The 14,109-nt window shown below is 60.5% G+C and carries 13 protein-coding genes; 11 read left to right on the forward strand and 2 right to left on the reverse strand.

Annotated elements, in window-relative coordinates; genetic code table 11:
- Nucleotides 1-417: 417 nt before the first annotated feature.
- On the reverse strand, nt 418-1,893 hold the full coding sequence (locus tag AC1DU9_RS27665) for an inorganic phosphate transporter (RefSeq protein ID WP_223463904.1): 1,476 nt from the start codon (nt 1,891-1,893) through the stop codon (nt 418-420).
- A gap of 377 nt (nt 1,894-2,270) precedes the next feature.
- Complete coding sequence (locus AC1DU9_RS27670; RefSeq protein ID WP_007986337.1) at nt 2,271-2,471, reverse strand: hypothetical protein; 201 nt, start codon at nt 2,469-2,471, stop codon at nt 2,271-2,273.
- Nucleotides 2,472-3,163: 692 nt separating this feature from the next.
- Here AC1DU9_RS27670 and pcaR point away from each other — a divergent pair.
- The 11 genes from pcaR to pcaC all read left to right on the forward strand — a co-directional run bounded on the left by pcaR (nt 3,164) and on the right by pcaC (nt 14,010).
- On the forward strand, nt 3,164-4,006 hold the full coding sequence (gene pcaR / locus AC1DU9_RS27675; RefSeq protein WP_150718587.1) for a pca regulon transcriptional regulator PcaR: 843 nt from the start codon (nt 3,164-3,166) through the stop codon (nt 4,004-4,006).
- A gap of 123 nt (nt 4,007-4,129) precedes the next feature.
- Nucleotides 4,130-5,476, forward strand: coding sequence for a 4-hydroxybenzoate transporter PcaK (gene pcaK / locus AC1DU9_RS27680; RefSeq protein ID WP_223463903.1), 1,347 nt, complete (start codon nt 4,130-4,132; stop codon nt 5,474-5,476).
- 268 nt (nt 5,477-5,744) lie between these two features.
- Entirely contained in the window at nt 5,745-6,602 is an 858-nt protein-coding gene (locus AC1DU9_RS27685) for a CoA transferase subunit A (RefSeq protein WP_020798340.1), read from the forward strand.
- The gene (locus AC1DU9_RS27690) at nt 6,602-7,381 is read left to right on the forward strand and encodes a CoA-transferase subunit beta (RefSeq protein WP_223463902.1); all 780 of its coding nucleotides are present in this window, start codon (nt 6,602-6,604) and stop codon (nt 7,379-7,381) included. Before AC1DU9_RS27685 ends, AC1DU9_RS27690 begins: the two co-directional genes overlap by 1 nt.
- A complete protein-coding gene (pcaF, locus tag AC1DU9_RS27695) occupies nt 7,378-8,583 on the forward strand; it encodes a 3-oxoadipyl-CoA thiolase (protein WP_457266126.1) in 1,206 nt (401 codons plus the stop codon). The genes AC1DU9_RS27690 and pcaF overlap by 4 nt, the downstream gene beginning before the upstream one ends.
- A 37-nt stretch (nt 8,584-8,620) precedes the next feature.
- The gene (pcaH, locus tag AC1DU9_RS27700) at nt 8,621-9,325 is read left to right on the forward strand and encodes a protocatechuate 3,4-dioxygenase subunit beta (protein ID WP_223463901.1); all 705 of its coding nucleotides are present in this window, start codon (nt 8,621-8,623) and stop codon (nt 9,323-9,325) included.
- Between the two features lies 1 nt (nt 9,326).
- Entirely contained in the window at nt 9,327-9,893 is a 567-nt protein-coding gene (pcaG, locus tag AC1DU9_RS27705; protein ID WP_223463900.1) for a protocatechuate 3,4-dioxygenase subunit alpha, read from the forward strand.
- 195 nt (nt 9,894-10,088) lie between these two features.
- Nucleotides 10,089-11,393 carry an MFS family transporter gene (locus AC1DU9_RS27710; RefSeq protein WP_223463899.1) on the forward strand — a complete coding sequence of 435 codons (1,305 nt, stop codon included), beginning with the start codon at nt 10,089-10,091 and terminating at the stop codon, nt 11,391-11,393.
- A 45-nt stretch (nt 11,394-11,438) separates the two neighbouring features.
- The gene (locus AC1DU9_RS27715; protein ID WP_223463898.1) at nt 11,439-12,803 is read left to right on the forward strand and encodes a 3-carboxy-cis,cis-muconate cycloisomerase; all 1,365 of its coding nucleotides are present in this window, start codon (nt 11,439-11,441) and stop codon (nt 12,801-12,803) included.
- Nucleotides 12,804-12,815: 12 nt separating this feature from the next.
- On the forward strand, nt 12,816-13,607 hold the full coding sequence (gene pcaD / locus AC1DU9_RS27720) for a 3-oxoadipate enol-lactonase (protein WP_223463897.1): 792 nt from the start codon (nt 12,816-12,818) through the stop codon (nt 13,605-13,607).
- Nucleotides 13,608-13,617: 10 nt separating this feature from the next.
- Nucleotides 13,618-14,010: a 4-carboxymuconolactone decarboxylase gene (gene pcaC / locus AC1DU9_RS27725; protein ID WP_130210590.1), complete on the forward strand. Its 393-nt coding sequence runs from the start codon at nt 13,618-13,620 to the stop codon at nt 14,008-14,010.
- Nucleotides 14,011-14,109 lie beyond the last annotated feature (99 nt).

The following is a 14,109-nucleotide window of genomic DNA, read 5'->3' on the forward strand; positions in this document are numbered from 1 at the left end:
CTGTCACCCAAGCACCACCCACCTGGTTTTGCGATGCTGGATAACTGATGACATGAACGGCCAACCGGCCTGACGACAACCCTGGGCTCTCACACGGCTGCAAGGCCGTTCCCCTAATTAGGGTCGTTGGGCATCGATTCTCATCGAGGCGCGGGGGCCACAACCCCAACTCAGACGCCGGATAGATGAAAGCAAGCCAAACACGACATCAACAACAGTATTGCAGAAAAGGGGGTAACCATAGATGTGAGAGCGAGCTTGCTCGCGATGAGGCCATAACATTCAGCATCTATATTGGCTGTAAGGCCGCTATCGCGAGCAAGCTCGCTCCCACAGTGATTTGTGGTGTGGCGAAGATTTTGGCAATAAAAAAGGCGCGGTCCTTGCGGAGCGCGCCTTTTTTCGTTTGGCCGCCTATCAGCTGCCAAGGGCCTTCGAAGCCAGCCAGAACAACCCGGCCGACAGGGCCACGGTGGCTGGCAGGGTCAATACCCAGGCCAGCAGGATGGTTTTGACGGTGCCGCCTTGCAGGCCGCTTTTGTTGGCGACCATGGTGCCCGCCACGCCCGAGGACAGCACGTGGGTGGTGGAAACCGGCAGGCTGAAGATGTTCGCCATGCCGATCAGGCTGGCAGTGGTGATCTGCGCCGACATGCCTTGGGAGTAGGTCATGCCTTGCTTGCCGATCTTCTCGCCAATGGTCAGTACCACGCGTTTCCAGCCGACCATGGTGCCCAGGCCCAAGGCCAGTGCAACCGCCAGGATTACCCAGAACGGCGCGTATTCGGTGGTGGTGGTCAGGTCTTTGCGCAGCTTGTCCAGGTCGGCCTTTTCACGAGCCCCGAGAGTTGGCAACTTGCTGACTTTCTTCGCGGTGTCGTCCAGGCAGAGCAGGTAGCGACGGACTTCGATACGGCTTTCCGCCGGCAGCGAGTGATAGTCGGCTACACCCTTGAGGGTGTCGAGCAGGGCGGCGATGGTCGGTTCGGTCTGTTGCGGGTTGCAACGGAATTTCTCCGGCAGATCGCCATTCAGGCTCTTGCCCAGGGCCAGGAACTCGCCCAGGGTTTCGGCATTGCGCTGGTAGAACTGGCTCAGGTGCAGCGTGGCGTCGCGGGTCCGCTCGATCTGATAGGTCGTGCTGTTCAGGTCGAGGACGAACTGGGCCGGCACGATACCGATCAGGACCAGCATGATCAGGCCGATACCTTTCTGGCCATCGTTGGAACCGTGCACGAAGCTCACGGCCATGGCCGAGATCACCAGTACCAGGCGATTCCAGAACGGCGGGTGTTTCTTGTCGTCGATCTTGCGGCGCTCTTCCGGCGTCTTGTGCATCTTCGACAGCGGACGCCACCATTTAAGACCGATCAGGATCAGTGCGGCGATCAGGAAGCCTGCCATTGGTGAGAATACAAGCGACATGCCGATATCGATTGCCTTCTGCCAGTTCACACCATCGGCCAACGGAATTTCGTTGATCAAGGCGTTCGCCAGACCCACGCCGAGGATCGAACCGATCAGCGTATGGGAGCTGGAGGCGGGGATACCGAAGTACCAGGTGCCCAGGTTCCAGGTGATGGCGGCGGCGAGCAACGAGAACACCATCGCCAGTCCGTGCCCGGTGTTCACATTGATCAGCAGTTCTACCGGCAGCAGGTGGACGATGGCATACGCCACGCCGACCCCGCCCAGCAGTACGCCGAGGAAGTTGAACACACCGGAGAAAAACACCGCCAGGTGAGGCGGCATGGCTTTGGTGTAGATAACGGTCGCCACCGCGTTAGCGGTGTCATGAAAGCCGTTGATGAACTCGAAGGCGAGGACAAAGGCCAGGGCGAGCAAGAGGCTCACAAGCACCCAAGCATCCAGTCCGCTGAATAAATCGATCATGAAGGTTTTCTGACCCGGTCATAAGGGGGCGCGATTATGCCAGAAAAGACCGCTAATCAATGCACTAGCTGCTCGTCGGTAACATTCTTCAACGAATTTTTTTGCCGCAGCACCTGAAAACCCACGGTTTTGCTGTGTTTTATAAGTCATTGATTTAATTTAAAAAATATACCGTCACAAAACCTTCGCGGCCCGGTAAGAGGGGCTTGAACGGTTGTGAGAAAAATCTGAGAAATAGGTCAGATACCGGAAATTTGCCGGATTCGACGACGGTGATGGCCGCTGCCCGCTCATGGCGGGCGCGAAAGGCAGCATCAATACACCCCCGCTTTTAACGGGTGCAGAGGCAGGCCTTTGTAAGGATCAGGCCAAAGCAGTCACGGCTCTTCGGCTTTGAGTTCCTTTTCCATTTTTTGAAGTTCTTGCTGGAAAACCTGATCCTGGACAGTGGCGCGTTTACGCCAGGGTTTGCGTTCCGGTTCGGGTTGAGCGGCGTAAGTGGTGACTTCTCCGCCGTAAACTTCCTTGTAGCGTTGTTCCTGGCGCTCTAGTTCCGCGCGCAGTTCGTCTTTCGTCACAGTGCTACCTGATTGAGTTGGGATAAATTCTGGTGAACACGCGCTGCATCAAATCGATTGATCACGTTCGTCGAATGGGCAATGCCCGTCAAGGCATCGTTTTGGCAACAGGGTGATCAATACTTCCATGTCACAGGCGGCCACGGCACCAGATATAAACAGCTGACGTAGCTTCAGTTTCCTGTATCGGCAAGCGCACTGGCAAGGCGGTTCAATGCGAGTCTGGCGCTTGCAACGGGCAACGGCGATGGAACATCGCATTGCCGGGTAGCGGGTTCGGCAAGTAAAAAACCGAAGCGCTACTGAATTGTATTATAGCGGCCGATTTGAAGAACACTATCTCCAAAGAGTTAAAAGCGGATCCCGGTGTGTGACCGTTTTGTTGCTCGAAATTTTACGATTAACTGGAACGCCGACGGGTACCACATTGCAGCGATGCCTGCCGGACGCCATATAGTTCGAACAAGTTACGGTATTTAGATTGCCCCATTAAGTCCTGTGTCGAGTCGATGTAAACAGCGGTTCGTGAGTCAGCGAAAAAATCGAACACCCGCGAATCGGGTGATTGACACGGTGGATTGCGATTATCGGTCGAGCGTTCGATAATCGCCCGAAGATGGCAGGCCGGGCTTGAGCGCCAGGCGGTAGCCCTTTGTAATAGTCGCTGATCCGAGTGGGTAACAGGACCTTGTATGAACGATCAAATGCGCAATTCCTTCACTTCAGTGGCTCCCCCCATCGTTGCTTCGCCGGCCAAGCGGATCCAGGCACTGACCGGCGACCCGGACTTCATGACGTCCCTGGCCCGTGGCCTGGCCGTAGTGCAGGCGTTCCAGGAGCGCAAACGGCACCTGACCATCGCCCAGATCAGTCACCGCACGGAAATTCCCCGCGCCGCCGTGCGCCGTTGCCTGCATACCCTGATCAAACTCGGCTACGCCACCACCGACGGCCGCACCTATTCGTTGCTGCCCAAAGTCCTGACCCTCGGCCATGCCTATGTGTCATCGACGCCGCTGGCGGTGTCCGCCCAGCCTTACCTGGACCGCATGAGCGAGCAACTGCACGAGGCCTGCAACATGGCCACGCTGGAAGGTGATGACATTTTGTACATCGCCCGCTCCGCAACCACCCAGCGCCTGATTTCGGTGGACCTGTCGGTGGGCGGGCGCTTGCCGGCCTATTGCACGTCGATGGGGCGGATTCTGCTGGCCGCGCTGGATGACACGTCGCTGGGCGAATACCTCGACCACGCCGAATTGCAGGCCAAGACCAGCCGCACGATCCACACCCCCGAGGCGCTGCTCGAATGCCTGCAAGAGGTGCGACAGCAAGGCTGGTGCATCGTCGACCAGGAACTCGAGCAAGGGCTGCGTTCAATTGCCGTTCCTGTGTATGACGCCTCCGGCCAGGTGGTTGCGGCCCTCAACGTTAGCACCCATGCGGGGCGGGTCAGCCGCAATGAGCTGGAGCAGCGTTTCCTGCCCGGCCTGCTAAGTGCCAGTCGCGACCTGAGTACGCAGCTGTTCACTTAAGGTGTTCGATAAACGCACAGAGTCGCGCTGGGTGAATTGACGCTGTTTCCCCCGGATCATTACTGTCGCGGCTTCGTCAGCATCTGCTGACACCGTTCGACAGCGATCCGTGGAATAAAAATAATGAACCAGCCTCAGTCTGCTGTAGGTAACTGCCTTGACGTGCAGTCCTTCATCAATGCTCAACCCATTTCGCGCTACCAATGGCGGGTGGTGATCCTGTGTTTCCTGATTGTCTTCCTCGACGGCCTCGACACCGCGGCCATGGGGTTCATCGCCCCGGCCCTGTCCCAGGACTGGGGTATCGACCGTGCCAGTCTCGGCCCGGTGATGAGTGCGGCGTTGATCGGCATGGTCTTCGGCGCACTGGGCTCCGGCCCTCTGGCCGACCGCTTCGGACGAAAAGTCGTACTGGTCGGTGCGGTGCTGTTGTTCGGTGCCTTCAGTCTGGCTTCGGCCTACAGCAGCAATGTCGATCAGTTGCTGGTGTTGCGCTTCCTGACCGGCCTGGGTCTGGGCGCCGGCATGCCGAATGCCACGACCCTGCTGTCGGAGTACACCCCGGAACGCAAAAAATCCCTGCTGGTAACCAGCATGTTCTGCGGTTTCAACCTCGGCATGGCTGGCGGCGGATTTATCTCGGCCAAGCTGATTCCGGCCTTTGGCTGGCACAGCCTGCTGCTGATCGGCGGGATTCTGCCGCTGATCCTCGCCGTCGTTTTGCTGCTCTGGCTGCCGGAGTCGGCGCGTTACCTGGTGGTACGCAATCGCGGTACGGACAAAGTGCGCAAGGCACTGGCGCCGATTGATCCGACGGTGGTGGCCCAGGCGTCCAGTTTCAGCGTGCCGGAACAGAAAACCGTGAAGGCGCGCAATGTGTTCGCGGTGATCTTCTCCGGCACCTATAGCACCGGCACCTTGCTGCTGTGGCTGACCTACTTTATGGGCCTGGTGATCGTTTACCTGCTGACCAGCTGGCTGCCGACGCTGATGCGTGACAGTGGCGCGAGCATGGAGCAAGCCGCTTTCATCGGCGCACTGTTCCAGTTCGGTGGCGTATTGAGTGCGGTGGGCGTGGGCTGGGCGATGGACCGGTTCAATCCGCACAAGGTCATCGGCATTTTTTACCTGCTGGCCGGGGTGTTTGCCTACGCGGTAGGGCAGAGCCTGGGCAACATCGCGCTGCTGGCGACCCTGGTGCTGGTGGCCGGGATGTGTGTCAACGGCGCGCAATCGGCAATGCCGTCGCTGGCTGCACGGTTTTATCCGACTCAGGGGCGGGCCACCGGGGTGTCGTGGATGCTCGGGATCGGCCGCTTCGGCGCCATTCTCGGGGCGTGGATGGGAGCGACGCTGCTGGGGCTGGGCTGGAATTTCGAGCAAGTGCTGACAGCGCTGGTGATTCCGGCGGCCTTGGCGACCACGGCAGTGGTGATCAAGGGCATGGTCAGTCATGCGGATGCGACCTGATTCCAGGGTTCAGAATTTTCAGCGAGGTTGAGGGCCTCATCGCGGGCAAGCCCGCTCCCACATGGATTACGCCATACCTTGTGGGAGCGAGCCTGCTCGCGAAGCTTTTGGGGATCGGTAGCCAAGCAACAATATGTTCGATAATCGAACGGTTAGTCGATTATCGGATTGTTTGGCGTTTTGCACGGGCTTAATCTTCAGTCATTCCGGCGCTGCGCATCGGCGCCTTCTTCCACTGTCGGTTAACAATAAATGGGAGCCTGCCCCAATGGCTGAAATCCTTTCGCTGCACGACGCGGTGAAGCAATTCGTAAACGACGGCGATACGGTCGCGCTCGAAGGCTTTACCCACCTGATCCCGACGGCGGCGGGTCACGAAATCATTCGCCAGGGCAAGAAAGACCTGACCCTGGTGCGGATGACCCCTGACTTGATCTACGACCAGTTGATCGGTGCCGGTTGTGCCCGCAAGCTGATTTTCTCCTGGGGCGGTAACCCGGGTGTCGGCTCCCTGCATCGCCTGCGTGACGCCGTTGAGAAGCAGTGGCCGCACCCGCTGGAAATCGAAGAGCACAGCCACGCCGACCTGGCCAATGCCTACGTTGCCGGCGCTTCCGGCCTGCCATTCGCGGTATTGCGTGCCTACGCCGGTTCCGACTTGCCGAAGGTCAACCCGCTGATCAAATCCGTCACCTGCCCGTTCACTGGCGAAGTGTTGGCCGCCGTGCCTTCGGTACGTCCGGACATTACCGTGATTCACGCACAGAAAGCCGACCGCAAGGGCAACGTGCTGCTCTGGGGCATTCTCGGTGTGCAGAAAGAAGCCGCGCTGGCGGCAAAGCGCTGCATCGTCACCGTTGAGGAAATCGTCGACGACCTCAATGCACCGATGAATTCCTGTGTATTGCCAACCTGGGCCTTGAGCGCTGTTTGCCACGTGCCTGGCGGCGCGCACCCGTCCTACGCCCACGGCTACAACGAGCGCGACAACCGTTTCTACCAGGCCTGGGACCCGATTGCCCGCGACCGTGAAACCTTCACCGCGTGGATCAATGAGTACATCCACGGYAGCGCTGACTTCAGCGAGTTCCAGGCCAAACTGGCCGCCGCTTCGGAGGCGAAGTAATGACTTACACCACCAATGAAATGATGACCGTCGCCGCCGCTCGCCGTCTGAAGAACGGTTCGGTGTGCTTCGTCGGCATCGGCCTGCCGTCGAAAGCGGCCAACCTGGCGCGCCTGACTTCCTCGCCTGATGTCGTGCTGATCTACGAATCGGGTCCGATCGGTGCCAAGCCGAGCGTACTGCCGTTGTCGATCGGCGACGGTGAACTGGCGGAAACCGCCGACACCGTGGTCCCCACCGGCGAGATATTCCGTTACTGGCTGCAGGGCGGGCGCATCGACGTCGGCTTCCTCGGCGCAGCGCAGGTCGACCGTTTCGGCAACATCAACACCACCGTAGTCGGCGATTACCACGCGCCGAAAGTGCGTCTGCCGGGTGCCGGTGGCGCGCCGGAGATTGCCGGTTCCGCCAAGAGCGTACTGATTATCCTCAAGCAATCGTCGCGCTCCTTTGTTGACAAACTCGACTTCATTACCTCGGTCGGCCATGGCGAGGGCGGCGATTCACGCAAGCGTCTCGGTCTGCCAGGCGCCGGTCCGGTCGGCATCATCACTGACCTGTGCACCATGGAGCCGGAGGAGGGTACCCACGAGTTCGTGGTCACCGCACTGCATCCGGGCGTGACCCGCGAGCAAGTGGTCGCCGCCACCGGTTGGCCGATTCGCTTTGCCGACAGTGTTGCGACCACCGCGGAGCCAACCATCGTGGAATTGACCGCGCTGCGCGATCTTGAAGCCCGCACCGCCGCCGCCCACGGCCAAGCCCCCGGAGAAGCCTGATGCGTGACGTTTATATCTGCGACGCGATTCGTACCCCCATCGGCCGTTTCGGCGGTGGTCTGTCGACGGTGCGGGCTGACGATCTGGCTGCCGTGCCGATCAAAGCCTTGATGGAACGCAACCCGTCGGTGGACTGGAGCGCCGTGGACGAGGTGTTCCTCGGCTGCGCCAACCAGGCCGGGGAAGACAACCGCAACGTCGCGCGCATGGCGCTGCTGCTGGCGGGCCTGCCGGAAAGCATTCCTGGTGTGACCCTCAATCGTCTTTGCGCTTCGGGTATGGACGCCATCGGCACCGCGTTCCGTGCCATCGCCAGCGGCGAGATGGAGCTGGCGATTGCCGGTGGCGTCGAGTCGATGTCCCGTGCGCCGTTCGTGATGGGTAAAGCTGATGCCGCGTTCTCGCGCAACATGAAGCTGGAAGACACCACCATTGGCTGGCGTTTTATCAACCCATTGATGAAAGCCCAGTACGGCGTGGACGCGATGCCGCAGACCGCTGATAACGTAGCCGATGACTACGAAGTTTCCCGCGAAGATCAGGACGCTTTCGCACTGCGCAGTCAGCAACGCACGGCCGCCGCGCAAGCTGCCGGGTTCTTCGCCGAAGAAATCGTCGAAGTGCGCATTGCCCACAAGAAGGGTGAAACCGTGGTCAGCCAGGACGAGCATCCTCGCGCCGACGCCACCCTGGAAGCCCTGACCAAACTCAAACCGGTCAACGGCCCCGACAAAACTGTCACCGCCGGCAACGCCTCCGGAGTAAACGATGGCGCGGCAGCGTTGATCCTGGCCTCGGCCGAAGCCGTGAAGAAACACGGCCTGACCGCCCGCGCCAAAGTGCTGGGCATGGCCAGCGCCGGTGTTGCGCCGCGGGTGATGGGCATTGGCCCGGTGCCTGCGGTGCGTAAACTGACCGAACGCCTCGGTGTGGCGGTCAGCGATTTCGACGTGATCGAACTCAACGAAGCCTTCGCCAGCCAGGGTTTGGCGGTGCTGCGTGAACTGGGGATCGCCGACGATGCGGCCCAGGTCAACCCCAACGGTGGCGCGATTGCCTTGGGTCATCCGTTGGGCATGAGCGGTGCGCGACTAGTGTTGACCGCGTTGCATCAGCTGGAAAAAACCGGTGGCAAGAAAGGCCTGGCGACCATGTGCGTCGGCGTCGGCCAGGGTCTGGCCTTGGCGATCGAACGTGTCTGACACGCCCCGTCGGCTAATAAGAACTGAGGAAAGTGTAATGACTGACAAGCCTGGATACCGTCGCCCGCAGGCGGGCACTCAGCCGGAATACCTGCACCCGACCTATCAATCCACCAACCTGCGCTCGCCGTCCAAGCCGTTGGTGTTTCTGCCCCATTCGTTGTCGGAAATCACCGGGCCGACCATCGGCGCCGAGTGCGTCAACGAGAAGGACAACGACCTGACTGCCCAGCATGAAGGGCAACCACAGGGTGAGCGCATCATCATCCACGGCCGTGTGCTGGATGAGAACGGTCTGCCGGTGCCGGGGATTCTGGTGGAGATCTGGCAGGCCAACGCCGCCGGTCGCTACGCCCATGCTCGCGACCTGCACGACGCGCCGCTGGACCCTAACTTCACCGGCACCGGCCGCACCGTGACCGACGCCGATGGCTGGTATCAGTTCCAGACCATCAAGCCCGGCGCCTATCCATGGGGTAACCACCACAACGCCTGGCGCCCGGCGCACATCCATTTCTCTCTGTTCGGACCGAGCATCCTGACGCGGCTGGTGACGCAAATGTATTTCCCGGGCGACCCGTTGCTGGCCTACGACCCGATCTACAACTGCGTGCCCGATACCGGCGCCAAAGAGCGCTTGATCGCCACGTTCGATCTGGAAAAAACCATCCCTTCCTATGCCCTCGGTTATCGCTGGGACATCGTTTTGCGCGGCCGCGACGCCACGCCGATGGAGAAATAAGATGACGCTGACTGCGACCACGTCCCACACCGTCGGGCCGTACTACCACATCGGCCTGACCTGGCTGAACCGCGAAAACCTGGCCGTCGAACAAACCCTGGGCGAGCGCGTGGCGATCACCGGGCAAGTGGTCGATGGCAACGGTGATGTCGTCAACGACGCAATGCTGGAAGTCTGGCAGGCCAACGCCGCCGGCAAATACGATCACCCGGAAGATGACCAGGACAAACCCCTGGACCCGAACTTCGAAGGTTTTGGCCGGGTGCCGGTGGATGCCGAAGGGCGTTTTCGCTTCACCACGATCAAGCCGGGCACGGTTGAAGGTTTGAAAGGCACGACCCAGGCACCGCACCTGGTGGTGCTGGTGTTTGCCCGTGGCCTGGTGAAGCACTTGCTGACGCGGATTTACTTTGATGGCGAAGCCGCCAACGTCGACGATCCATTGCTGGAGTGCGTGCCGGCCGAGCGTCGTAATACGCTGATGGCGAAGCAGGATGCGTTGGGCGTGTACCAGTGGAACGTGATTTTGCAGGGTACCGATGCCGAGACGGTGTTCTTCGACTATTAAGTGAACACCGCAAAAACCTGTGGGAGCGAGCTTGCTCGCGATGGCGTCGGAACATTCACCATTGATGTTGTCTGACCCGCCCCTATCGCGAGCAAGCTCGCTCCCACAGTGGATTTGCGTTGCTGATGCATCTGCGGAACGGGACTGTTGCAAAGTGTGTCTAGACTCTCACTGTCCCCTTTGAGTGAAAAAACAATGACAACACCCACGGCTCCTATAGCTCTTTATACGGGCGAAGAACGCAACAAGCGGATCTTCGCCATCGTCGGTGCTTCGTCCGGCAACCTGGTCGAATGGTTCGACTTCTATGTCTATGCCTTCTGCGCGATCTATTTCGCGCCGGCCTTTTTCCCGTCCGACAACCCCACGGTGCAGTTGGTCAACACGGCTGGCGTGTTTGCCGCCGGCTTCCTGATGCGCCCGATTGGTGGCTGGATTTTCGGTCGGTTGGCGGACAAGCACGGGCGCAAGAACTCGATGCTGATCTCGATTCTGATGATGTGCTTCGGCTCTTTGCTTATTGCCTGCTTGCCGACCTACAACAGTATCGGGGTCTGGGCGCCGATCCTGTTGCTGTTCGCCCGTTTGCTGCAAGGCTTGTCGGTGGGCGGTGAGTACGGCACCACCGCGACTTACATGAGCGAAGTGGCGCTCAAGGGCCAGCGCGGTTTCTTCGCCTCGTTCCAGTACGTGACCCTGATTGGCGGCCAGTTGCTCGCGGTGTCGCTGGTGGTGATCCTGCAACAGTTCCTCACCGAGGATGACCTGCGTGCCTACGGTTGGCGGATTCCCTTTGTGGTCGGTGCCATGGCGGCGTTGGTTTCGCTGTATCTGCGTCGTTCGCTTAAAGAAACTTCCAGCAAGGAAATGCGCGAAAACAAGGACGCAGGAAGCATCAGCGCGCTGTTTCGCGACCACAAAGCCGCGTTCATCACCGTACTGGGTTACACCGCCGGTGGTTCGCTGATTTTCTACACCTTCACCACGTATATGCAGAAGTATCTGGTGAACACCGCCGGCATGCCGGCCAAGACCGCCAGCTACATCATGACCGGCGCGCTGTTCCTCTATATGTGCATGCAGCCGGTTTTCGGCATGCTCGCCGACAAGATCGGCCGGCGTAACTCGATGCTCTGGTTTGGCGCCCTCGGCACRCTGTTCACCGTACCGATCCTGTTGAGCCTCAAAAGCGTGACAAGTCCGTTTCTGGCCTTCGTGCTGATTACCCTGGCGCTGGCGATCGTCAGTTTCTACACCTCCATCAGTGGCCTGGTAAAAGCCGAGATGTTCCCGCCGGAAGTGCGTGCACTGGGCGTCGGCCTGGCGTATGCGGTGGCGAATGCGATCTTCGGTGGTTCGGCGGAATACGTGGCCTTGAGTCTCAAGGCCGTGGGCATGGAAAACTCCTTCTACTGGTACGTGACAGTGATGATGGCGATAGCGTTCCTGTTCAGCCTGCGTCTGCCGAAACAGGCGAAGTATCTGCATCACGATCTTTGATCTTCACGCGTGGGCCGCAGCGGCCCGCGCCTCCAGGAATTGTTTATGAACCAGCGACCGGGCAATCAATTGTTCGATGCCTATTTCACTGCCCGCGATATGCGTGAGGTGTTCTGCGATCAGGGCCGGGTCCAGGCCATGCTCGATTTCGAAGCGGCACTGGCCCGGGCCGAAGCGCAGGTAGGGTTGATTCCGTCGAGTGCTGTCGCGCCGATTGAAGCGGCTTGCCGCGCCGGGCTTTATGACTTCGCTACGTTGGGCGAGGCGATTGCCACCGCGGGTAACTCGGCGATTCCGTTGGTCAAGGCACTGGGCAAACAGATCGCGGCCACCGATGCCGAAGCCGAGCGCTATGTGCATCTGGGCGCGACCAGTCAGGACGTGATGGACAGCGGCCTGGTGCTGCAACTGCGCCGCGCACTGGAACTGATCGAAAACCATCTGGCGCAACTGGGGCAGACGCTCGCGTCCCAGGCCCAGCGCTACGCGACCACGCCATTGGCCGGACGTACCTGGCTGCAGCATGCAACGCCGGTCACCCTCGGTATGAAAATCGCCGGCTGGCTGGGGGCGGTGACGCGCAGTCGTCAGCGCTTGGCCGAACTCAAGCCGCGCCTGCTGGTGCTGCAATTCGGCGGCGCGTCCGGAACCCTTGCCGCCCTGGGTGAACAGGCCATGCCGATTGCCCGGGCGCTGGCCGAAGAACTGCAACTGACCTTGCCCGATCAGCCGTGGCATACCCAGCGCGATCGCGTGGTGGAGTTCGGCGCCGCACTCGGTCTGATCGCCGGCAGTCTCGGCAAACTCGGCCGCGACATCAGTCTGCTGATGCAAACCGAGGCCGCCGAATTGTTCGAGCCTTCGGCGCCGGGCAAGGGCGGTTCTTCGACCATGCCGCACAAGCGCAATCCGGTGGGCGCGGCGGTGCTGATCGGCGCGGCGACGCGTGTACCCGGTCTGCTCTCGACGCTGTTCAGCGCCATGCCCCAGGAACACGAGCGCAGCCTCGGCCTGTGGCATGCCGAGTGGGAAACCCTGCCGGAAATTTGCTGCCTGGTGTCGGGCAGCCTGCAGCAGGCGTTGCTGATCGCTCAAGGCCTGGAAGTGGATGCCGGGCGCATGGCGCGCAACCTCGATTTGACCCAGGGACTGGTGCTCGCCGAAGCGGTGAGCATCGTGCTCGCGCAACGGGTCGGTCGCGATACCGCACACCATCTGCTCGAACAATGCTGCAAACGCGCGGTGGCCGAACAGCGTCACCTGCGTGCGGTCCTCGGCGACGAACCGCAAGTGACCGCCGAGCTGTCGGCGGCTGAACTCGATCATCTGCTGGACCCCGCTCATTACCTCGGTCAGGCCAAAACCTGGGTCGAGCGCGCGGTGGCTGAACATTCTGCATTGACTGCCTGAAGGAGACTTGCTGTGGCTTTTGTACAACTCGCCGAGGGCGAACTGCATTACCAACTCGATGGACCGGTCGATGCGCCGGTACTGGTGTTGTCCAATTCTTTGGGCACTGACCTGCACATGTGGGACGCGCAAATCCCGGCGTTCACCGAGCATTTTCGCGTGTTGCGTTTCGACACCCGTGGTCACGGCCAATCGCTGGTGACGCCGGGGCCTTACAGCATCGAACAGCTGGGTCATGACGTGCTCGCCTTGCTGGATGCCTTGCACATCGAGCGCGCGCATTTCTGCGGTCTGTCCATGGGCGGGTTGATTGGCCAGTGGCTGGGGATCAATGCCGGCGAACGCCTGAACAAGCTGATCGTGTGCAACACCGCGGCGAAAATCGGCGATCCGTCGGTGTGGAACCCGCGTATCGAAATGGTGCTGCGTGATGGTCAGGCGGCCATGGTTGCACTGCGCGATGCGTCGATTGCCCGCTGGTTCACCCCGGACTTTTCCGAAGCCAACCCGGCAGCAGCGAAGCAGATTACCGACATGCTCGCGGCCACTTCGCCAGAAGGCTATGCGGCCAACTGTGCGGCGGTGCGCGATGCCGATTTCCGCGATCAGCTGTCGTCGATCAAGGCGCCGCTGCTGGTGATTGCCGGTACCGAAGACGCCGTGACGCCACCGTCTGGCGGGCATTTCATTCAAGAGCATGTGCCGGGCACCGAGTACGCCGAGTTCTACGCCGCGCACTTATCCAACGTCCAGGCAGGCGATGCGTTCAGCGAGCGCGTGCTGGCGTTTCTGTCGGCTGATTGAGGGTATTGCTGTGGATGAGAAACAACGTTACGACGAGGGGATGAAAGTCCGTCGCGCGGTCCTCGGCGACGCCCACGTCGACCGCAGCCTGACCGCCCTGACCGAGTTCAACTCGGAGTTTCAGGAGATGATCACCCGTCACGCCTGGGGCGACATCTGGACCCGCCCGGGCCTGCCGCGCCATACCCGCAGCCTGATCACCATTGCCATGTTGATCGGCATGAACCGCGAGGGCGAACTCAAACTGCACCTGCGCGCCGCCGCCAACAACGGCGTGAGCCGTGGCGAGATCAAGGAAGTGATCATGCAGAGCGCCATCTACTGCGGGATTCCGGCGGCCAATGCGACGTTCCATTTGGCCGAGTCGGTGTGGGATGAGTTGGGGGTTGAGTCGCGGGAGTGATTAGTAACACCGTACAACCTGTGGGAGCGAGCTTGCTCGCGATGGCGTCGGCACATTCACTATTGATGTCGCCTGATACACCGCCATCGCGAGCAAGCT

Source organism: Pseudomonas sp. P4_C1 (genome assembly GCF_056402155.1).